A 22,319-nucleotide genomic window follows, 5' to 3' on the forward strand; every position below is an offset into this window, starting at 1 on the left:
TCGGGCCCCCAACCCCTTCGTCGCGGGAGCAATGGCGGTCTTAAGGGCCGGAGCGAGTGCCTTGTCGGGGCGCGTTCCGTGCAAGGGCCAGGACGGACGAGGATCGAGATGGCGCAAACGTTCACCGGTCGCAAGCGGATCCGCAAATTCTTCGGAAAGATCAAGGAAGTCGCGCAGATGCCGAACCTCATCGAGGTTCAGAAGGCATCCTACGACCAGTTCCTCCAGATCGAGGAGCCGAAGGGCGGGCGCGTGGACGACGGTCTCCAGGCGGTGTTCAAGTCGGTATTCCCCATCTCGGACTTTTCCGGCGCGGCCATGCTGGAATTCGTCAAGTATGAGTTCGAGCAGCCCAAGTATGACGTGGACGAGTGCCGCCAGCGCGGCATGACGTTCGCCGCCCCGCTGAAGGTCACGCTGCGCCTGATCGTGTTCGATGTCGATCCCGACACCGGCGCGAAGTCCGTCAAGGATATCAAGGAGCAGGACGTCTACACCGGCGACATCCCGCTGATGACCATGAACGGCACGTTCATCGTCAACGGCACGGAGCGCGTCATCGTCTCGCAGATGCACCGTTCGCCGGGCGTCTTCTTCGACCATGACAAGGGCAAGACCCATTCCTCGGGCAAGCTGCTGTTCGCCGCCCGCATCATTCCGTATCGCGGCTCCTGGCTCGACATCGAGTTCGACGCCAAGGACATCGTGCACGCGCGCATCGACCGTCGCCGCAAGATCCCGGTGACGAGCCTGCTGTACGCGCTCGGCCTCGATTCGGAAGAGATCCTCGACACCTTCTACGAGAAGATCCTCTATTCGCGGGCGAAGGACGGCTGGCGCATGCCGTTCGATCCCAAGCGCATGAAGGGCTATAAGGCGGTCTCCGACCTGGTCGACGCCGATACCGGCGAAGTCGTGGTCGAGGCCGGCAAGAAGCTCACCGTGCGCGCCGCCCGCCAGCTCGCCGAGAAGGGCCTCAAGGCCCTGAAGATCTCCGACGAGGAGATGGTCGGCCAGTTCATCGCGGAAGACCTGGTGAACGCCGCCACCGGCGAAATCCATGCCGAAGCCGGCGAGGAAATCACCGAGAAGCTGCTGAAGGTGCTCGAAGAGGCCGGATACAACGAGATCCCGATCCTCGACATCGATCACGTCAACACCGGCGCCTATATCCGCAACACCCTGGCGGTTGACAAGAATGTCACGCGCGAGGACGCGCTGTTCGACATCTATCGCGTCATGCGCCCCGGCGAGCCGCCGACGATCGACAGCGCCCAGGCCATGTTCCATTCGCTGTTCTTCGATCCTGAGCGCTACGACCTTTCGGCCGTGGGCCGCGTGAAGATGAACATGCGCCTTGACCTCGACGCCGAGGACACCGTGCGCATCCTGCGCCGCGAGGACATCCTCTCGGTCATCCGCACCCTGGTGGAATTGCGCGACGGCAAGGGCGAGATCGACGATATCGACCATCTCGGGAACCGCCGCGTGCGCTCGGTCGGCGAGCTGATGGAGAATCAGTATCGCGTCGGCCTGTTGCGCATGGAGCGCGCCATCAAGGAGCGCATGTCGTCCGTCGACATCGACACCGTGATGCCGCAGGACCTGATCAATGCGAAGCCGGTGGCGGCGGCGGTGCGCGAGTTCTTCGGTTCGTCCCAGCTCTCGCAGTTCATGGACCAGACCAACCCGCTCTCCGAGATCACCCACAAGCGCCGCCTTTCGGCGCTTGGCCCGGGCGGCCTGACCCGTGAGCGCGCCGGCTTCGAAGTCCGCGACGTGCATCCGACCCATTACGGCCGCATCTGCCCGATCGAGACGCCGGAAGGCCCGAACATCGGCCTGATCAACTCGCTGGCGACTTTCGCGCGCGTCAACAAATACGGCTTCATCGAGGCGCCCTATCGCCGCGTCACCGACGGTCATGTGACCGACGAGGTGGTCTATCTCTCCGCCATGGAGGAGGGGAAGTACCACGTCGCGCAGGCCAACATCCCGCTCGACGCCAATGGCCGGTTCGAGGAAGACCTGATCGTCTGCCGCCATGCCGGCGACGTGCTGCTGGTCTCCCCCGACCGCGTCGACTTCATGGACGTGTCGCCCAAGCAATTGGTATCGGTCGCCGCCGCGCTCATCCCGTTCCTTGAGAACGATGACGCGAATCGCGCGCTGATGGGCTCGAACATGCAGCGTCAGGCGGTGCCTCTGGTCCGCTCCCAGGCGCCGCTGGTCGGCACCGGCATGGAAGCGGTCGTGGCCCGGGATTCCGGTGCCGCCATCGCCGCCCGCCGGACCGGCGTGATCGACCAGGTGGACGCCACCCGTATCGTTATCCGCGCAACGGAAGAGGCTGATCCCTCCAAGTCGGGCGTCGATATCTATCGCCTGATGAAGTTTCAGCGCTCCAACCAGTCCACCTGCATCAACCAGCGTCCGCTGGTGCGTGTCGGCGACCAGGTGAATAAGGGCGACATCATCGCCGACGGTCCCTCGACCGAGTTGGGCGAACTGGCCCTTGGCCGGAACGTGCTCGTCGCGTTCATGCCGTGGAACGGCTACAATTTCGAAGATTCGATCCTGCTCTCGGAGAACATCGTCAAGGAAGACGTGTTCACCTCGATCCACATCGAGGAATTCGAGGCCATGGCCCGTGACACGAAGCTCGGCCCCGAGGAAATCACCCGCGACATTCCCAACGTTTCGGAAGAAGCGCTGAAGAATCTCGACGAGGCCGGCATCGTCTATATCGGCGCGGAAGTGCGCGCCGGCGACATCCTGGTAGGCAAGATCACCCCCAAGGGCGAGAGCCCGATGACGCCGGAAGAAAAGCTGCTGCGCGCCATCTTCGGCGAAAAGGCCGCGGACGTCCGCGACACCTCCCTGCGGCTGCCCCCCGGCACCACCGGGACGATCGTGGAAGTGCGCGTGTTCAACCGCCACGGCGTCGACAAGGACGAGCGCGCGCTGGCCATCGAGCGGGAAGAGATCGAGCGCCTCGCCAAGGACCGCGACGACGAGCAGGCGATCCTGGACCGCAACGTCTATGGCCGCTTGACCGAGCTGTTGGACGGCAAGGTGGCGATCGCCGGCCCGAAGGGCTTCAAGAAGGACACCGAGGTGACGCGCGCCGCGCTCACCGAGTATCCGCGCTCGCAATGGTGGCTGTTCGCCATCGCCGACGACGCGCTGATGGCCGAGATCGAAGCCATCCGCGCGCAGTACGACGAATCGAAGAAGCGGCTGGAACAGCGCTTCCTCGACAAGGTGGAGAAGCTCCAGCGCGGCGACGAATTGCCCCCCGGCGTGATGAAGATGGTCAAGGTCTTCGTCGCGGTGAAGCGCAAGATCCAGCCCGGCGACAAGATGGCCGGACGCCACGGCAACAAGGGCGTGGTCTCGCGCATCGTGCCGGTGGAGGACATGCCGTTCCTGGAAGACGGAACCAATGTGGACATCGTGCTCAACCCGCTGGGCGTGCCGAGCCGCATGAACGTCGGCCAGATCCTGGAGACGCATCTGGGCTGGGCCTGCGCGGGCCTCGGCCGGCAGGTGGCTGCCGCCATGGACGCCTATTACGGCAAGAAGGACCTCGCCCCGGTCCGCGAGACGCTTGAGACCATTTATGGTCCCGAGGACATCACCGTGCTCGACGAAGGGCAGGTGCTGGAGCTGGGCGAGAACTTGCGCAAGGGCGTGCCGATGGCCACCCCGGTGTTCGATGGCGCCCACGAAGCGGACATCGAGACCCAGCTGGAAAAGGCGGGCCTCGACCGCTCCGGCCAGTCCACCTTGTACGACGGGCGCACCGGCGAGCCGTTCGATCGTAAGGTCACGGTCGGCTACATCTACATGCTGAAGCTGCACCATCTCGTGGACGACAAGATCCATGCGCGGTCGATTGGCCCCTATTCGCTCGTGACCCAGCAGCCGCTGGGCGGCAAGGCGCAGTTCGGCGGCCAGCGCTTCGGCGAAATGGAAGTGTGGGCGCTCGAAGCCTATGGCGCGGCGTACACGCTCCAGGAGATGCTGACGGTGAAGTCGGACGACGTCGCCGGCCGCACCAAGGTCTATGAATCCATCGTGCGCGGCGAAGATTCCTTCGAGAGCGGCATCCCCGAGAGCTTCAACGTTCTCGTGAAGGAAATGCGCTCGCTGGGCCTCAACGTCGAGCTGGTGAATTCCAAGACCGGGCGCAACGTCAGCCCCGGTACCCGCGAAAATCTGCCCGCGGCCGAATGAGGCCGCGCCTGTCGGAAGGCGGGGGCGCGGCGCGCCTTCGCTCTCCTGCCGATAAGATCCTGCATTTTCTGGTCGAAACCCCATCAGGCGGCATGAGGGGCGAACGACCGAGCCGAAGGAGACGGTCATGAATCAAGAGGTGATGAATCTCTTCAATCCGGCGACCCCGGCTCCGACCTTTGATCAGATCAAGATCTCGATCGCGAGCCCGGACAAGATCGCGTCGTGGTCCTACGGCGAGATCAAGAAGCCGGAGACCATCAACTACCGCACGTTCAAGCCCGAGCGTGACGGCTTGTTCTGCGCGCGCATCTTCGGTCCCATCAAGGACTATGAGTGCCTGTGCGGCAAGTACAAGCGCATGAAGTACAAGGGCATCATCTGCGAGAAGTGCGGCGTGGAAGTCACGCTCTCGCGGGTGCGGCGCGAGCGCATGGGCCATATCGAGCTGGCCGCTCCGGTGGCGCACATCTGGTTCCTGAAGTCGCTCCCGAGCCGCATCGGCCTGCTGCTCGACATGACGCTGAAGGACCTCGAGCGCATCCTGTACTTCGAATATTTCGTCGTGCTGGAGCCCGGCCTGACGCCGCTGAAGTATCGTCAGCTCCTCTCGGAGGACGATTATCTGCGCGCCCAGGACGAGTATGGGGATGACAGCTTCACCGCCATGATCGGCGCGGAAGCCATCCGCGAGCTGCTGCGCTCCATGGACCTCGACAAGATCGCCGCCGATTTGCGCGTCGAGATCGCCGAGAGCACCACCGAGCTGAAGCCCAAGAAGCTCGCCAAGCGCCTGAAGATCGTCGAGGCCTTCCAGCTCTCCGGCAACAAGCCGGAATGGATGATCCTGACCCATGTGCCGGTGATCCCGCCGGACCTGCGCCCGCTCGTCCCCCTGGACGGCGGCCGGTTCGCGACCTCCGACCTGAACGATCTCTACCGCCGCGTCATCAACCGCAACAACCGCCTGAAGCGCCTGATCGAGCTTCGCGCGCCGGACATCATCATCCGCAACGAGAAGCGCATGCTTCAGGAAGCGGTCGATGCGCTGTTCGACAACGGCCGTCGCGGCCGCGTCATCACGGGCGCCAACAAGCGCCCGCTGAAGTCGCTCGCCGACATGCTGAAGGGCAAGCAGGGCCGGTTCCGCCAGAACCTGCTCGGCAAGCGCGTGGACTATTCCGGCCGCTCGGTCATCGTGGTGGGCCCGGAGCTGAAGCTGCATCAGTGCGGCCTGCCCAAGAAGATGGCGCTGGAGCTGTTCAAGCCCTTCATCTACGCCCGCCTCGATGCCAAGGGCCATTCGGCCACCGTCAAGCAGGCGAAGAAGCTGGTGGAGAAGGAGCGTCCCGAGGTTTGGGATATCCTCGACGAGGTGATCCGCGAGCATCCCGTGATGCTCAACCGCGCCCCGACGCTCCACCGCCTCGGCATCCAGGCGTTCGAGCCGGTGCTGATCGAAGGCAAGGCGATCCAGCTTCACCCGCTGGTCTGCTCGGCGTTCAACGCGGACTTCGACGGCGACCAGATGGCCGTGCACGTTCCCCTTTCGCTGGAAGCCCAGCTGGAAGCGCGCGTGCTCATGATGTCGACCAACAACATCCTGCACCCCGCGAATGGTCAGCCGATCATCGTGCCGTCGCAGGATATCGTGCTCGGCCTCTATTATCTCTCGATCATGCGCGACAACGAGCCCGGCGAGGGCATGATGTTCGCGGACATGGGCGAGATCGACCATGCGCTGGCCGCCAAGGCGATCACCCTGCATACCAAGGTCAAGGGCCGGTATGTGGGCGTGGATGCCGAAGGCAAGCGCATGTCCAAGATCTATGACACCACGCCCGGGCGCATGAAGCTCGGCGAACTGCTGCCGAAGCATCCCAAGGTTCCCTTCGACGTCGTCAACAAGGGTATGACGAAGAAGGAAATCTCCAACATGATCGACACGGTGTACCGTCACTGTGGGCAGAAGGAGAGCGTGATCTTCTGCGACAAGATCATGTCGCTCGGCTTCTACAACGCGTTCCGTGCGGGCATCTCCTTCGGCAAGGACGACATGGTCGTGCCGAAGAAGAAGTGGGAGCTGGTCGAGGAGACCCGCACCCTCACCAAGGAATACGAGCAGCAGTACAATGACGGCCTGATCACTCAGGGCGAGAAGTACAACAAGGTCGTCGACGCGTGGGGCAAGTGCACCGACCGCATCGCCGACGAGATGATGAAGGAAATCTCGGCGGTCCGTAAGGATCCGAAGACCGGACGCGACCGCCAGATCAATTCGATCTACATGATGTCCCACTCCGGGGCGCGTGGGTCGCCGGCCCAGATGAAGCAGCTTGCCGGCATGCGCGGCCTCATGGCCAAGCCGTCGGGCGAGATCATCGAGAGCCCGATCATCTCGAACTTCAAGGAAGGCCTGACCGTGATGGAGTACTTCAACTCCACCCACGGCGCACGTAAGGGCCTCGCCGATACCGCGCTCAAGACGGCGAACTCGGGTTACCTCACCCGCCGCCTCGTGGACGTGGCGCAGGATTCGATCATCACGGAAGTGGATTGCCACAGCGAAAACGGCATCCACATGCGGGCCATCGTGGACAGCGGCCAGGTCGTGGCCTCGCTCTCCTCGCGTGTGCTCGGCCGTACCGCCGTGGAAGACGTGGTGGAGCCGGCGACCGGCACCATCATCGTCCCCAAGGGCGAGATGATCCAGGAATGGCACATCGAGCGGATCAACAAGTCCGGCATCCAGGAAATCAAGATCCGCTCGGTGCTGACCTGCGAGACCCGCAACGGCGTGTGCGGCACCTGCTACGGGCGCGATCTCGCCCGCGGCACGCCGGTGAACATGGGCGAGGCGGTGGGCGTCATCGCCGCGCAGTCCATCGGCGAGCCGGGCACCCAGCTCACCATGCGTACCTTCCACATCGGCGGCGCCGCGCAGCTCGCGGACTCCTCCTTCGTGGAAAGCAATTTCGAGGGCACCGTCAAGGTCCGCAACCGCAACGTGGCGCGGAACTCGGAAGGCGATCTCATCGTCATGGTGCGTAACCTTGCCGTGGTGATCGTCGATCAGGACGGCTCGGAGCGCGCGGTTCACCGCATCCAGTACGGTTCGCGCCTCAAGGTGGACGAGGGCGACACCATGAAGCGCGGCCAGCGCATCGCGGAATGGGACCCCTATACCCGTCCCATCCTGACCGAGGTCGAAGGCACGGTGGCGTTCGAGGACCTGGTCGAAGGCGCCTCCATGAACGAGGCCATCGACGAGGCGACCGGCATCGCCAAGCGCGTCGTGACCGACAGCCGTGTCGGCCGCGGCTCGGAGCTTCGCCCGGCCATCCTCATCAAGGGGAAGGACGGCAAGATCCTCAAGCTCGCCCGTGGCGGCGAGGCGCGCTATTCGCTGCCGGTGGAAGCCATCATCTCGGTGGATCCGGGCAACACCATCCGCGCCGGCGACGTGGTCGCCCGCGTGCCGATGGAGAGCGCCAAGACCCGCGACATCACGGGCGGCCTGCCGCGCGTGGCGGAATTGTTCGAGGCGCGGCGTCCCAAGGACGCGGCGATCATCGCGGAAGTCAGCGGCACCATCCGCTTCGGCCGCGACTACAAGAACAAGCGCCGCCTGATCATCGAGCCGCAGGACGGTGGGGATCCGGTCGAGTACCTGATCCCGAAGGGCAAGCACATCCATCTCCAGGACGGTGACGTCGTGGAGAAGGGCGACTTCCTGGTGGACGGCAACCCGGCGCCGCACGACATTCTGGCGATCAAGGGCGTGGAAGAGCTCGCGGCCTTCCTCGTCAACGAAATCCAGGAGGTCTACCGGCTCCAGGGCGTGAACATCAACGACAAGCACATCGAAGTCATCGTCCGCAACATGCTCCAGAAGGTGGAAGTGGACGATTCCGGCGAGACCGAGTTCCTCGACAACGAGCAGGTTGACCGGATCGACTTCGCGGAAGCCAATGAGCGGGCCGTTGCCGAAGGCAAGAAGCCGGCGACCGGGCATCCGGTGCTGCTCGGCATCACCAAGGCGAGCTTGCAGACCCGTTCGTTCTTCTCGGCGGCCTCGTTCCAGGAGACCACCCGCGTCCTCACGGAAGCGGCGGTCAACGGCAAGGTCGATCCGCTGGATGGCCTGAAGGAAAACGTCATCGTCGGCCGGCTCATCCCGGCGGGCACCGGCGCGCAGATGGCGAAGCTGCGGGCGGTCGCGAACTCCCGCGACGACCTCATCGTCGCCACCCGCGAGCAGAGCGACGGCCAGCCCCTCGTGGAAGGCCCCGCCGACGCGGCGGAATGAAGCGGGTCTTCAAGCCCGATCTGTGAGACACGAAAGGCCGCCCCTCGGGGCGGCCTTTTGCGTTGAAGCGGGCGTTCGGCCTGTTTGCCGGAGCGTTTCGCGGTCATCGCGCGGACATTCACCGAAATCCTCCGAAAAGGCGCGGCGATCACGGCGTCAAGCGCTTCTCCGCGCGGTTCGGCAACTCACACCGGCAGGCGCACCGTGGCTCGCAATCCGCCGAGCGGGCTGTCGCCGAGGATGATGTCGCCGCCATGGGTGCGGGCAATGTCGCGGGCGATGGCCAGGCCGAGCCCCGAGCCGCCGGCATCCTGGTTGCGCGCATCGTCGAGCCGCAGGAACGGGCGGAACACTTCCTCGCGCTTTTCCAATGGGATGCCGGAACCGTCGTCGTCCACATTCACGCTGAGCCACCGGGCATCGCGGGTGGCGGAGATTTCCACCGTGCGGGCATAGCGCACCGCATTGCTGACGAGATTGCCGATGCAGCGCTTGAGCGAATCCGATTTCACCTGAACCAGAGGCGGCCCCATGAAATTGGCGCGGGCAATGGCGCCATGGCGCTCGGCATTGGTGCGCAGATCCTCGATCACCTGCGCCATGTCGGTCAGCGAGGCCTGCTCGCCCGGATCGCCGCGCGCGAACGCCAAATAGGCTTCCAGCATGCCCTGGAGTTCGTCCACATCCTTGCGCAGCGCCTCCACCTCCGGCCCTTCGCCGAGGAAGGCGAGTTCCAGGCGGAAGCGGGTGAGAATGGTGCGCATATCGTGCGAGACGCCCGCCAGCATGGTGGTGCGCTGCTCGATCTGCCGCTCGATGCGCCGCTTCATCTCCAGGAACGCCACCGCCGCCCGCCGCACCTCGCGGGCGCCACGGGGGCGGAAATTCTCCACATCGCGCCCCTTGCCGAACGCCTCGGCGGCATCGGCAAGATTCTCGATCGGGCGAATCTGGTTGCGCAGGAACAGGATGGCCACCGCAAGCAGCACCAGGGATGTACCCACCATCCAGAGCAGGAAGATGTGGGAATTCGAGGCATAGGCCGATCCGCGCCGGGCGAAGATACGCAGCACCACGTCGGGCATCTTCACCCGCACCTCGATCAGGCTGGAGCGGCCGACCGTGTCGATCCAATAGGGTTCTGAAATACGCCGGCCGATTTCGCGCGAAAGCGCGCTGTCGAGGATCGAGAAGAACGGCTGCGGCCCTGGCTCGGGCAGCGGATCCGGCGGCAGGATGTCGAGAGTCAGTTCCAGATTCTGCCAGGCGATCTTGCGCAGGACGGTCGCGTCCTTGTCGTGCGGAAAGGCGGCATAGAGCGCCACCACCGCGGCGATATCCTGGCTGACGGCAGCGGAAAGGCGGCGGGTGACGGTGTTGTAATGGCGCTCCATGAACACGAAGGCCACGACCGATTGCAGGATCACCATGGGAATGACGATGATCAGCAGCGAGCGGGGATAAAGCCCTTTCGGCGTTACACGATTGAACCAGGCGCCGAAACGGGCATTGGCATGGGCGAGCCGGCTGCCAAGGCGCCGCATTGCGGTTCGGAAGGCCTCCATCGCGCCACCTCCGCCTGCGGGCTTGATCTCCTGGCGCAAGCTCATGGGGTCACAACCAGCCGGTAGCCGATGCCGCGCACGGTCTGCACATAAGTGGGGTTCGCCGGATCGCGCTCCACCTTGCGGCGCAGGCGGTTCACCTGCACGTCCACGGCCCGCTCGCTCGCCGCGCCGTTGCCCGCAAGCGCCATGCGCGGCACGGTCTCGCCGGGGTTTTCCGAAAGCGCACGCAGCATGTCGCGCTCGCGCTCGGTGATGCGCAGGATCTCGCCGCCGCGGCTCAATTCGCCGCGTGCGAGGTGGAAGCTGAATTCGCCGAAGCGGACCTCCTCGATGGCCTTCTGCGGCGCCGGCGCGGCGCGCTTGAGGATCGAGCCGACGCGCAGCAGCAGTTCGCGCGGCTCGAACGGCTTGCCGAGATAATCATCCACCCCCGCTTCCAGGCCCACGATGCGGTCCTGGATTTCCGAGCGCGCGGTGAGCATGAGGATCGGCACCGTCGAGGTGATGCGCAGCGAGCGGGCGAGATCGAGCCCCGACTCCCCCGGCATCATCACGTCCAGCACCAGCAGGTCGAATTCCAGCCCTTCCAGGCGCCCGCGCGCCTCCAGGGCGGAGGCGGCGGTGGTGACGCGATAGCCATGCTCGCTCAGGAAGCGCGAGAGCAGGGTCCGGATTCGGTTGTCGTCGTCCACCACCAGCAGATGGGGCGCGTCGTCCGCGGGCGCCGGCGGAGCGGGATGGGGGGTCGTCAATTCGGTCATGTCTCGTGCCTTCAGGCGGTCCGCGCGCGGGCGGATGCGGCGCGCCGGGTGAGCCGCTCCACCTCGGTGCGATCTTCGGGGTCGATCATGGCCACAAGAAAGCGCTGCGCCGCCTCGCGCGCGCCGGGCCCGCATTCTTCCAGCGCCAGGGCGATGCGCTGGCTCTGGAGGGCGACGAACTCGCGGGCCAGGGCCTGCCCCTTCATGGTGGGATAAAGCAGGCGCTGGCGGCGGTCGGACGCGCCGGCGCGGCTCTCCACGAACCCCTCGTCCACCAGCTCGCGCAGCACCCGGCCGAGGCTCTGCTTGGTGATGCGCAGGATGTCCAGGAGGTCCGTCACGCGCATACCAGGATGGCGATTGACGAAGTGCAGCACGCGATGATGCGCCCGGCCAAAGCCGAGGGGCGCGAGGATGGCATCCGGATCGCCGACGAAGTCCCTGTAAGCGAAGAAGAAAAGTTCGATCAACTCCACCAGCGACTCGGCCTGCGGGGCGGCGGCCGGCCGGTCGGGCTGGGACGCTTCGGGGGCGGTGGGAAGGGGATTTATGTCAGCCATGTTGACTTTTTTCGGTCCGATCATTACTCACAGGCTTGCGGTCGCGAAAGGATCGGTCTCCAATAACCCATCTGGAGTTCGATCATTGCGCCTTTCACAGCCTGCACCATATGTCAGATGTGAAAATATCCGTACCGGGCACGGCTGCAAAGGGCAGCCGTCATGGGAGGCGAAGGCCGTCTTAAAGACGCGGCCGGATCAGGAGTTAAGACCATGAGTGGTGGAGAGCCTTTCGACAAACGCGACGGTTGGATCTGGTTCGACGGCGTCCTGGTGCCTTGGGCCGACGCGAAGATTCACGTCCTCTCCCATGGTCTGCATTATGCCAGCTGTGTGTTCGAAGGCGAGCGTGCCTATGGCGGCACCATTTTCAAGAGCGCGGAGCATTCCGAGCGCCTGCGCCTCTCGGCCGAAATGCTGGATTTCACCATTCCCTACGGCATCTCCGAGATCGATGCCGCCAAGCGCCTCACGCTGGAAAAGAACGGCCTGGTCGACGCTTACGTGCGCCCGGTCGCCTGGCGCGGCAGCGAGATGATGGGCGTTTCGGCGCAGTCCAACACCATCCATCTCGCCATCGCCTGCTGGGAATGGCCGAGCTATTTCGACCCCGAGCAGCGCCAGAAGGGCCTGCGGCTGGACCTGGCGGAGTTCCGCCGTCCCGATCCGGCGACTATCCCTTGCCGCGCAAAGGCTTCGGGCCTGTACATGATCTGCACCATCTCCAAGCATAAGGCGGAGCGGCGCGGGTTTGCGGATGCGCTGATGCTGGATTATCGTGGACTGGTGGCGGAATGCACCGGCGCCAACATCTTTTTCGTGAAGGATGGCGTCATCCACACGCCAAAGCCCGACTGCTTCCTGGACGGCATCACCCGCCGCACGGTGATCGGGCTGGCGAAGAACCATGGAATCGAAGTGGTTGAACGCGCGATCAAGCCGGAAGAACTCGCAGATTTCACCGAATGTTTCATCACCGGCACCGCCGCCGAGGTGACCCCGGTGGGCGAGATCGCCGACTGGCGGTTTGCCCCGAGCGGCATCACCCACCAGCTGATGGATGCCTATAGCGCGGCGGTGCGGCCGCAGCAGGCGGCGGCGTAAGAAAAAGCGCTATACTTACGTTAGGCCAATATTGCCCTTCGCTGAGGGGCAGCGCATAAGCGAAACCGAGGGGCGGCAACAGCCGCCCCTTTGTTTTTAGGTGTTCGTCGACCTCACAACGCGGCAACGCGAGGGGAAACGCCATGCGCCGGCCATTGTACAAGGTGCTTTACGTCCAGGTTCTGTTTGCCGTGTTCTGCGGCCTGCTGCTTGGCGCGTTCTTCCCCCATACTGGCGCGGCGATGAAGCCGCTCGGTGACGGCTTCATCAAGCTGATCACCATGATCATCGCCCCCGTGATCTTCTGCACCGTGGTCGTCGGCATCGCCAGCATGCGCGACGTGAAGAAGGTCGGGCGGGTGGGCGGCAAGGCGCTGCTGTATTTCGAGGTGGTCTCCACCTTCGCCCTGGTGCTCGGCCTGATCATCGGCGAGGTGGTGCGGCCCGGCGACGGTTTCAATGTCGACGTGGCGAGCCTCGATACCAAGGCGATCGCCAATTACACCACCCAGGCGGCACATACCTCCACCGTCGATTTCCTGCTGAACGTCATCCCGCACACCTTCGTCAGCGCCTTCACCGCCGGCTCGATCCTGCAGGTGCTGATGATCTCGATCCTCACCGGCTTCGCCATCGGCGGGCTGGGTGACCAGGGCGAGCCGGTGCTCAAGGCGGTTCTGGCGATCGAGAAGGTCGTGTTCGCCATCGTGAAGATCATTCTTTACGTGGCGCCGATCGGCGCGTTCGGCGCCATGGCTTTCACCATCGGCGCTTATGGCCTGTCGGCGCTCGGCAATCTGCTGGAGCTGATCGCCACCTTCTATCTCACCGCCATCCTGTTCGTGGTGCTGGTGCTCGGCACCATCGCGCGGCTGGTGGGCTTCAACGTGCTGAAGCTGGTGCGCTATATCCGCGAGGAATTGCTGATCGTGCTTGGCACGTCGTCGTCGGAAAGCGCGCTGCCCCCGCTGATGCGCAAGCTGGAGAATGCCGGCGCCTCCAAGTCGGTGGTCGGCCTGGTGATCCCCACCGGCTATTCGTTCAATCTCGACGGCACCAACATCTACATGACGCTGGCGACCCTGTTCATTGCCCAGGCTACCAACACCCCGCTGACGCTGGAACACGAGCTGATCGTGCTGGCGGTCGCCATGCTCACGTCCAAGGGCGCGAGCGGGGTGACCGGCGCGGGCTTCATCACGCTCGCGGCCACGCTGGCGGCGGTGCCGGAAATTCCGGTGGCGGGCATGGCGCTGATCCTCGGCATCGACCGTTTCATGAGCGAATGCCGCGCTTTGACGAACATCACCGGCAATGCGGTGGCAACCCTGGTCGTGGCGCGCTGGGAAGGGGAGCTGGATCTCGAACGGCTGAACGCGGTGCTTGACGGCAAGGATGTGCCGCCGCTGGTCGCCGAGGCGCAGGCCGCGCGCATCTGAACGGGGTACCCGGCCTCGGGCCGGGCGGTATCGGCTGCAGGGGCGGCGCCCTCTTTCCAGCACCCTCTTTCCGGCGCACTCTCGCCGGCGCCCCTTTGCCGGCCGGACTCTCCGTCCGAACCCACCGGCCACCCCGCTTCGGCCAGACGCTCCGGGGCGGCCCCATGGGCTATCCCTTTCGGTTGGGCCCATCGGCTCCGGTAACCCCCTTGGCTCCCTTAGCCCCCACCTCCCTCAGCCTTCCCTTCCTTGGCCCGCTTGGCCGGGAGCACAGCCCATGCGACGGCCCGCTTTTGCGCATGGCCGGCGCCGCGGACGGGCAAATGCGCCGGTATTCCCATCTGATTTCCCGCCTTTCATCAGACTGCCATTGATGGTCGCGTTTTATGACGTGCGCGATGGAGTCCTCCTTTCCGCCCGCTTCCTGCGTGGGGTGGAAAGACTGTGACCGGCGCGACATCCGGAACGGAAATGCGGACCCGCCCTGCCACCTCGGCCGGACAGCGGGATCGCAGGACCTGGAAGGCATGACCCACTCGGCGTTGGAGAGTTTGATGCGGCGTCCCTTCTACAAGATCCTTTATGTGCAGGTGCTGTTGGCGGTCGTGTTCGGGGTGCTGCTGGGCGTGGTCTTTCCGCATGCCGCCGAGGCGATGAAGCCGTTCGGCGATGGTTTCATCAAGCTGGTGAAGATGATCATCGCGCCGGTGGTGTTCTGCACGGTGGTGGTGGGGATCGCCGCCATGGGGGACGTGAAGCGCGTCGGCCGGGTGGGCGGCAAGGCGCTGCTGTATTTCGAGGTGGTGTCCTCCTTCGCGCTGGTCATCGGCCTCGTCGTCGGCAAGGTGATGCAGCCGGGCGCCGGCTTCAACGTCGATATCAGCACGCTGGACGCGACGAGCGTGTCCGGCTTCACCAATCAGGCGGCGCACACCTCGACCATCGATTTCCTGCTGAACATCATTCCCAAGACGCTGGTCGGCGCTTTGGCGGAAGGGGAGATACTCCAGGTCCTGTTCGTCGCGATCCTCACCGGCTTCGCCCTGAGCGCACTCGGCCCGACCGGCGAGCCGATCCTGAAGGCGATCCGCCAGGCGGAGGCGCTGATCTTCGGCATCGTCGCCATCCTGATGCGTGCCGCCCCGGTGGGGGCGTTCGGCGCCATGGCGTTCACCATCGGCGCCTATGGGCTCGCCTCCATCGGCAATCTGCTGGAGCTGATCGCCACCTTCTATCTGACGGCGGCGCTGTTCGTGGCGCTCGTGCTCGGCACCATCGCCAAGCTCGTGGGCTTCAATATTTTCAAGCTGCTCTTTTATATCCGCGAGGAATTGCTGATCGTGCTCGGCACCTCGTCCTCGGAAAGCGCGCTGCCGCAGCTGATGCGCAAGCTGGAGAATGCCGGCGCCTCGAAATCCGTGGTCTCGCTGGTGGTGCCAACGGGCTATTCGTTCAATCTCGACGGCACCAACATCTATATGACCCTGGCGACCTTGTTCATCGCCCAGGCCACCAACACGCCGCTGACGCTGGAGCATGAATTGATGGTGCTCGGCGTGGCGATGCTCACCTCGAAGGGGGCGGGCGCGGTGACCGGCGGCGGCTTCATCACGCTTGCGGCGACCCTGGCGGTGGTGCCGGAAATTCCGGTGGCCGGCATGGCGCTGATTCTCGGGGTGGACCGCTTCATGTCCGAATGCCGCTCGCTCACCAATTTCATCGGCAATTCGGTCGCGACCTTGGTGGTCGCGCGCTGGGAGGGCGAGCTTGACCTCGACCGTCTGCATGCGGTTCTGGATCGGCGCGACGTGGTCGCGCTGGACGCGAGCGCCGCGCGGGCCTGATCCTTAGAGCCTGATCTGCCCCTATTGAATCCCCTTGGGCGTTTCAATAGGGGCAGTGAATCCGCCTCTATTCAATAAGTGAGAGGGCCGGCCGCAACTGGGGCCGGTCGGGACGCGACGGCGCGGAAAGAGCGGGGCGACCGACCGGCTTATTTCCCCTACCGCGCCCCGGCGCGGTGGGCGTCGCCCTATTTCCAGCGCTCGGCGGCGGCGTCGTCGGTGCTCTTGGCCTCGACCCAATCGCCCGAACCTTCACGATCCTCCTTCTTCCAGAAGGGCGCGCTGGTCTTCAGCCAGTCCATGAGGAATTCGGCGGCCGCAAACGCGGCGCCGCGATGGGGCGAGGCGGTGACCACGAGCACGATGGGATCGCCCGGCACCAGACGGCCGTGGCGGTGCACGATGCGCGCGCCGAGCAGCGGCCAGCGCTGGCGGGCCTCCGCGATCAGGCGGCCCATCTCCTCTTCCGCCATGCCGGGATAATGCTCCAGCGTCAGCGCGGTGAGGGCGGTTCCGTCCGCCGCCATATCGGCCCGGCAGAGGCCGGCGAAGGTGACGACCGCGCCCACGTCCACGCGCCCGCGGGTCATGGCCTCGGCCTCGGCAGCGGCGTCGAACGGCTCGGCCTGCACGCGCACGCCGAAGGGATCGGCGGGGGGAGGGGGGAGGGGCGGGACGGCGGTCATGGCCTCAGCCGCCGGTCATGGGCGGGAAGAAGGCGATTTCCCGTGCCCCGGCCAGCGGGGCATCGCCCTTCACATGGCGCCGGTCGAGGGCCGCGCGCACCACCGCCGGATTTGAGAAGGCGTGGGCATGGGCGGCATCGCGGGTCGCCAGCCAATGGGCAAGTTCCGATACGGTCGCGACCTCGGGCGGCACCGGGATGTCCTCCTCGGCGAGGCCCACGCGCTCCCGCAGCCAAGCGAAATAGAGGATCTTCACCGGTCATCCTCCACCAGATGCCGCGCGCCGGCGCGGAAATAATCATAGCCCGTATAGAGGGTGAGGACGGCGGAGATCCACAGCAGGCTCAGGCCAACAAATGTGACGCCGGGAATCACCAGGTCGCCGGCCGGACCCGCGAGCAGGAAGGCCACCGCCACCAGTTGCAACGTGGTCTTCCATTTGGCGAGCCGCGAGACCGGAACGCTCACATGCAGCTCGGCCAGGAATTCGCGCAGGCCGCTCACCAGGATTTCCCGGCACAGGATCACGATCGCCGCCCAGAGCGACCAGCCGCGGATGGTGCCGTCGGACGCGAGCACCAGCAGGCATATGGACACCAAGAGCTTATCGGCGATGGGATCGAGCATCCGGCCGATGGCCGATTGCTGGGACCAGGCGCGGGCGAGATAGCCGTCGAAGAAATCGGTCACGGCGGCGGCGATGAACAGGCCCAGCGCCACCCAGCGCAGCCAGATGCCGCCGTGCAGGATGTCGGACCAGAACATGCAGGCCGCAACCAGGGGCACCGCCGCGCACCGGGAATAGGTGAGAATATTCGGCAGCGACAGGACAAGCCCGCGCTCCTTGCTGGTGCGGGGCCGCGCGCTGGGTCTGGTTTGGGCCTCGGCCATGTTGATGCGGCTCATTCTTGGTTCGGGTTGCTGGCACCATGCCCCGGAATGCAGGCGGGGTCGAGGCGGGTGTCCACGCCGGCGCGTGTCAGCGTCCCGGCTGGCTATGGAAATAGCCATATATGGCCTGCGCGGTCGAGGCGTTGATGCCCGGCACCTGCTCAAGATCCGCGAGCGAAGCCTGCTCGATGGCCTTCAGCGTTCCGAAATGCCGCAGCAAGGCGCGTTTGCGCGTGGGACCCACGCCGGGAATGGCCTGTAGGCCGGCGTCCGTAATGTCTTTCTTGCGGCGCGCGCGATGCGAGCCGATGGCGAAGCGATGGGCTTCATCGCGCAGGCGCTGGACGAAATAGAGCACCGGGTCACGCGGCTCCAGGCGGAACGGCTGGCGGCCGGGGATGAAGAATTGCTCGCGCCCCGCTTCCCGGTCGAGCCCCTTGGCGATGCCCACCAGGGGCACGTCGGTGATGCCGAGTTCCTCGAGAATCGCACGCGCGGCATTGAGCTGGCCAAGGCCACCGTCGATGAACACGAGGTCCGGCCAGGGGGAGGTGGCATCCGCCTCGTCCGGCACCGCGGGCGCGGGATCTTCCAGGGCATCGGCCAGGACGGCGCCGGGCGCCGCCTCTTCATCGGCGAGAGGCGCGTCGGCGGCAGGCGCGTGCGCGTGTTCCTCTACGGTGGGCGCGGCGCCGCGCGGCGCTTCCTTCACCAGGCGGGCGAACCGGCGGCGCAGCACCTCGCGCATCATGCCGAAATCATCGCCCGGCGTGATGTCCGTCGATTTGATGTTGAACTTGCGATACTGGCTTTTGCGGAAGCCTTCCGGCCCCGCCACGATCATGCCGCCCACCGCATTGGTGCCCATGATGTGGGAATTGTCATAGACCTCGATGCGCTGGGGCGGCCCCTTGAGGGCGAACGCTTCCTGCACGCCCTCCAGCAATTTCGCCTGGGTCGCGGTCTCGGCCAGCTTGCGGCCCAGCGCCTCGCGCGCGTTCTGCAAGGCGTGGCTGACCAGATCCAGCTTCTCGCCCCGGCGGGGCGTGGCGATCTCGACCTTGGAGCCGGTCTTCTCGCTCAGCGCCTCGGCGATCAGCGCCTGTTCCTCCACTTCGTGGCTGAGCAGGATCAGGCGCGGGCAGGGCTTGTCCTCGTAGAATTGGGCGATGAAGGCGCCGAGCACCTCGCGTTCGTCCAGCGATTTGTCGGCGCGCGGATAATAGGCGCGGTTGCCCCAGTTCTGGCCGGTGCGGAAGAAGAACACTTCGATACAGGTGGCGCCGCCCTGCTGATAGCAGGCGAACACGTCCGCCTCTTCCACCGAGCGCGGATTGATGCCCTGGCTGCCCTGGACGGCGGACAGCGCGGCGAGGCGATCGCGCAGGCGCCCCGCGCGCTCGAATTCCAGGGCCTCGGAGGCCGCCTCCATCTCGCGCGCCAGCTCTTCCTTCACCGCCCGCGACCGTCCGGTGAGAAAAGCCCGCGCCTCGCGTACCAGCTCTGCGTAATCTGCATGGCTTACTTCGCCGGTGCAGGGGCCGGAGCAGCGCTTGATCTGGAACAGCAGGCAGGGGCGGGTGCGATTCTCGTAATAGCTGTCCGAGCAGGAGCGCAGCAGGAACGCCCGCTGCAGGGCGTTGATGGTGCGATCCACCGCCCAGACGCTGGCGAACGGGCCGTAATAATGCCCCGGCCGGCTGCGCGCGCCGCGATGCTTGAGGATCTGCGGGGCCGGATGATCCGCCGTGATGAGAATGTAGGGAAAGGATTTGTCGTCCCGCAGCAGCACGTTGAAGCGCGGCTTCAGCTGCTTGACGAGGTTCGCTTCCAGCAGAAGCGCTTCGGATTCGGTGCGGGTGGAGACGAATTCCATGGAAACCGTCGCCGCGATCATGCGGGCGATTCGGTTGGTGTGGCCGACCAGGCGGGTATAGCTGAGCACCCGCTTCTTGATGCTCTTGGCCTTGCCCACATAGAGCACCGTGCCGTCCGCCGCGATCATGCGGTAGACGCCGGGCCCGGAGGGCGCGTGCTTCACCGCGCGCGCGATCGCCTCCCGCCCGGTGGCGAGGGTGCCGGGGGCAACCTCGCCTTCGGCTTGGGTCTCCAGCACCAGCGCGGCTTCCTCGTCGGTGTCCTGGGGGTCGAAGCTATCGTCGGGCTGGTCGAGGGGCGGGCGGGCGATCATGGCTGCAAGGTAGGGATAAGCCGCCGCCAGGGCCAGGGGGGCGAGCGCGGGGCACCGGATTTACCCTTTGTTTACCCTGACTTTGTAATGCCTGAGGCCAAGCGGGGTGTTGGCCAGACTTCCTTTGCCATTTCCGACTTATGCCTTTTGCGGGATCCGGCTGCGGCGGGTTTATCGGCAGGAGGATGGAGGATGAGCAGAGGTTGGTTGGCCATCGCCGCCACATGCATCAGCCTGGCGGCGCCAGCCAGCGCCGCCGACATGGCGCAATATGGCAATTATGGCTCTGCGGCTCCGGCCGGGCCGTTTTCCTGGACCGGCTTCTATCTTGGCGCCAACGCCGGTTACGGATGGGGAACGGCCGCGTCCGAGAGCCCGGGCGGTTTCATCGGCGGGTTGCAGGGCGGATATAATGTCCAATTCGCCGGTTCGCCGCTCGTTGCCGGCCTTGAGGCCGATTTCGACTGGTCCGGCATCAGCGCGGGCGCATTCAATGTCGATTACCTTGGAACCGTAAGGGCCCGACTGGGTTTCGCTTTTGACCGGGTGATGGCCTACGCGACAGCGGGCTTCGCCTATGGCCAGGGGCAGTTTGAGGTCGCGGGGCTGAGTAATTCTCAGTCACATTCTGGCTGGACGATCGGAGCGGGCGCAGAATTTGCCCTCGATCGCAACTGGAGTGCCCGTGCGGAATATCTTTACGTCGATCTTGGTAGTTCTACTTACTCGTCATTGATCGGACCGGCCTCGGTCGGGTACGACGGTAATGTTCTGCGTGCAGGCGTGAACTATCGTTTCTAAAATCTTAAGCTGGGAAATTAGAACCGTATTGGCCGGAAGCTTGGGTTTGCTACCCCTTGATTGCCAATTGTGTTCTGATGTAGTCTCCTGGTCACAATGTCGCCCTGTTTTCTTGGGGCGGTGTTGCTCCAGGGTGACAGACGGGACGGTGGACTCGCTGTAAGGTCCGCTCATTCTGGTTTCGCATCGTAATGAAGGGTGTAACAATGTTGAAGCGCGCTCTCGCCGGGGTCTCTGCCCTGGCCCTCCTCGGCGGCGCCGCCTCTGCGGCCGACCTCGCCACCAAGTATCCCGTCAAGGCCGTGGCCGTCGTCCCGGTCTTCTCCTGGACCGGCTTCTACCTCGGCGGCAACGTCGGCTGGGGCTGGGCGAGCAATTCGTTCAACGTCTCGCCGTTCTATGGCGCGCCGTATTCCAACTACAGCGCTGGCGATGCCAACGGCTTCCTCGGTGGTGGTCAGATCGGCTACAACTACCAGTTCGCCAACAACATCGTTCTCGGTGTTGAGGCCGACGCCCAGTGGGGTTCGATCTCCAACAGCAGCCTCATCCTGAGCGGTCCGTTCATCGGCGCGAATGTTGAGCCCGAAATCAAGACCTTCGGCACCATCCGCGCTCGCGCCGGTTATGCCATGGATCGTTGGCTGCCCTACATCACCGGTGGTGCTGCTTGGGAGCGCGTGAGCTTCGGCAACTTCTACGGCGTCGACACCTCCACCACCAATTGGGGCTGGACCATCGGCGGCGGCGTGGAATACGCCTTCACCAACAACATCACGGCCAAGGTCGAATACCTGTATGCCAACTTCCAGGGCAACACGTATTCCATCCCCTCGACCCTCGGTTCGATCAACACCGACCTCGACGTGAACACCGTCCGTCTCGGCGTGAACTACAAGTTCTGATCGCTGATTGGTTTCGGCTGATTTTAGACCCCGGGCGCGAGCCCGGGGTTTTCTTTATGTGGACGGAGGTAATTTAATGCCGTCCGAGGATGCGCGGCGCCACGGAGAGACCCTCTCCCTGCCACGGCTTCGCCTTCCACGCGCCATCTCCGGGCCGGCCTCAAGGCGGATGCTCCACCTCGACGGTAAGTGTCGAGGTGCGTTTTATGAAAAGGCTTCTTCTGTCTGGTGCGCTGCTGAGCACTCTGCTCGCAGCTCCCGCCATGGCGGCTGATCTGAGCAGGCCCGCCCCCGCGCGGGCCCCGGTGATTTCGGCGCCGCCCGTGTTTTCCTGGACCGGCTTCTATATCGGCGGCAATGCCGGCTACAGCTGGGGCTCGGGCAAGGATGCGGCCGATTTCTATGGGCTCAATCCCTCCGGCTGGTCCGCAGGCGGGCAGGTCGGCTATAATTACCAATTCGTGAACAATGTTCTGGTGGGCGTGGAGGCCGACCTTCAGGGCGGCGACATCTCCAGCGGCGCCTATGGTCTCTCCAGCAAGCTGGATTATTTTGGCACCGTGCGCGCGCGCCTGGGCTATGCCTTCGACCGCGTGCTGCCCTATGTCACCGGCGGCCTCGCCTATGGCAAGAACACCATCACCGATTTCGGCTTCAGCGATTCCAACACCCATGTGGGCTGGGCCGTCGGCGGCGGCCTGGAATATGCGCTGACCAACAATTGGACCGCCCGCGCCGAGTATCTCTATACCGACCTCGGTTCGAAGACTTATGACAATATCGGCGCCGATGCTGGGGTGACCTCCAGCACCACCCGCCTGGGCGTGAATTATAAGTTCTAAACCTTCGCAAAAGCCGTATCGACAAGGGGATGCGCCACCGCGCATCCCCTTTTTTGTGGGCTGGGCGCGGCAGCGGCCGCCGCGGGGAAGCATCGCATTACCGCGGCGGAATTTGCCGCATTGCAGCATGTCCGGTAATACGCCGACGCAATTCTTGAACGTCGCAAGGGGGCTAACGG

Annotated in this window: 15 protein-coding genes; 8 read left to right on the plus strand and 7 right to left on the minus strand. The window is 64.7% G+C overall.

Translation table 11 applies throughout. The features are described 5' to 3' along the window. Nucleotides 1-108: 108 nt before the first annotated feature. The gene (gene rpoB / locus V5G24_RS05960; RefSeq protein ID WP_394085987.1) at nt 109-4,239 is read left to right on the plus strand and encodes a DNA-directed RNA polymerase subunit beta; all 4,131 of its coding nucleotides are present in this window, start codon (nt 109-111) and stop codon (nt 4,237-4,239) included. Nucleotides 4,240-4,366: 127 nt separating this feature from the next. Next, nucleotides 4,367-8,548 (plus strand): DNA-directed RNA polymerase subunit beta', encoded by a 4,182-nt coding sequence (gene rpoC, locus V5G24_RS05965; protein WP_394085988.1) that lies wholly within the window; start codon nt 4,367-4,369, stop codon nt 8,546-8,548. Nucleotides 8,549-8,733: 185 nt separating this feature from the next. On the opposite strand, the gene V5G24_RS05970 is transcribed toward rpoC, so the two are convergent. From V5G24_RS05970 to V5G24_RS05980, 3 genes are read right to left on the minus strand one after another with little or no spacing between them, the layout of a single operon-like run. Then, entirely contained in the window at nt 8,734-10,158 is a 1,425-nt protein-coding gene (locus tag V5G24_RS05970; RefSeq protein WP_394085990.1) for an ATP-binding protein, read from the minus strand. Continuing rightward, nucleotides 10,155-10,877, minus strand: a complete 723-nt coding sequence (locus V5G24_RS05975) for a response regulator (RefSeq protein WP_394085991.1) — start codon at nt 10,875-10,877, stop codon at nt 10,155-10,157. Before V5G24_RS05975 ends, V5G24_RS05970 begins: the two co-directional genes overlap by 4 nt. 11 nt (nt 10,878-10,888) lie before the next feature. Further along, entirely contained in the window at nt 10,889-11,437 is a 549-nt protein-coding gene (locus tag V5G24_RS05980) for a MarR family winged helix-turn-helix transcriptional regulator (protein WP_394085992.1), read from the minus strand. A 213-nt stretch (nt 11,438-11,650) separates the two neighbouring features. Between V5G24_RS05980 and V5G24_RS05985 the strand changes: the two genes are divergently transcribed. The 3 genes from V5G24_RS05985 to V5G24_RS05995 all read left to right on the plus strand — a co-directional run bounded on the left by V5G24_RS05985 (nt 11,651) and on the right by V5G24_RS05995 (nt 15,824). Beyond that, nucleotides 11,651-12,541 (plus strand): branched-chain amino acid aminotransferase, encoded by an 891-nt coding sequence (locus V5G24_RS05985; RefSeq protein WP_394085993.1) that lies wholly within the window; start codon nt 11,651-11,653, stop codon nt 12,539-12,541. A 143-nt stretch (nt 12,542-12,684) separates the two neighbouring features. After that, nucleotides 12,685-13,980 (plus strand): dicarboxylate/amino acid:cation symporter, encoded by a 1,296-nt coding sequence (locus V5G24_RS05990; RefSeq protein ID WP_394085994.1) that lies wholly within the window; start codon nt 12,685-12,687, stop codon nt 13,978-13,980. A 527-nt stretch (nt 13,981-14,507) separates the two neighbouring features. Next, complete coding sequence (locus tag V5G24_RS05995; RefSeq protein WP_394085995.1) at nt 14,508-15,824, plus strand: dicarboxylate/amino acid:cation symporter; 1,317 nt, start codon at nt 14,508-14,510, stop codon at nt 15,822-15,824. Nucleotides 15,825-16,012: 188 nt separating this feature from the next. Here the strand turns inward: V5G24_RS05995 and V5G24_RS06000 are convergent, their stop codons facing one another. The 4 genes from V5G24_RS06000 to uvrC form a co-directional block, all read right to left on the minus strand. Further along, on the minus strand, nt 16,013-16,510 hold the full coding sequence (locus V5G24_RS06000; protein WP_394085996.1) for a molybdenum cofactor biosynthesis protein MoaE: 498 nt from the start codon (nt 16,508-16,510) through the stop codon (nt 16,013-16,015). 4 nt (nt 16,511-16,514) lie between these two features. Next, nucleotides 16,515-16,766, minus strand: coding sequence for a molybdopterin converting factor subunit 1 (gene moaD, locus V5G24_RS06005; protein WP_394085997.1), 252 nt, complete (start codon nt 16,764-16,766; stop codon nt 16,515-16,517). Then, entirely contained in the window at nt 16,763-17,401 is a 639-nt protein-coding gene (gene pgsA / locus V5G24_RS06010) for a CDP-diacylglycerol--glycerol-3-phosphate 3-phosphatidyltransferase (RefSeq protein ID WP_394086043.1), read from the minus strand. The genes moaD and pgsA overlap by 4 nt, the downstream gene beginning before the upstream one ends. 88 nt (nt 17,402-17,489) lie before the next feature. Next, on the minus strand, nt 17,490-19,592 hold the full coding sequence (uvrC, locus tag V5G24_RS06015) for an excinuclease ABC subunit UvrC (protein WP_394085999.1): 2,103 nt from the start codon (nt 19,590-19,592) through the stop codon (nt 17,490-17,492). A gap of 207 nt (nt 19,593-19,799) precedes the next feature. On the opposite strand from uvrC, the gene V5G24_RS06020 reads away from it, so the two are divergent. The 3 genes from V5G24_RS06020 (at nt 19,800) to V5G24_RS06030 (ending at nt 22,140) form a co-directional block, all read left to right on the plus strand. Then, the gene (locus tag V5G24_RS06020; RefSeq protein WP_394086000.1) at nt 19,800-20,393 is read left to right on the plus strand and encodes an outer membrane protein; all 594 of its coding nucleotides are present in this window, start codon (nt 19,800-19,802) and stop codon (nt 20,391-20,393) included. Nucleotides 20,394-20,599: 206 nt separating this feature from the next. Next, nucleotides 20,600-21,298: an outer membrane protein gene (locus V5G24_RS06025; RefSeq protein WP_394044221.1), complete on the plus strand. Its 699-nt coding sequence runs from the start codon at nt 20,600-20,602 to the stop codon at nt 21,296-21,298. A gap of 206 nt (nt 21,299-21,504) precedes the next feature. Next, the gene (locus V5G24_RS06030; RefSeq protein ID WP_394086001.1) at nt 21,505-22,140 is read left to right on the plus strand and encodes an outer membrane protein; all 636 of its coding nucleotides are present in this window, start codon (nt 21,505-21,507) and stop codon (nt 22,138-22,140) included. Nucleotides 22,141-22,319: the final 179 nt, after the last annotated feature.

The organism is Roseixanthobacter finlandensis, from assembly GCF_043195105.2.
Taxonomy (GTDB): domain Bacteria; phylum Pseudomonadota; class Alphaproteobacteria; order Rhizobiales; family Xanthobacteraceae; genus NCEH01.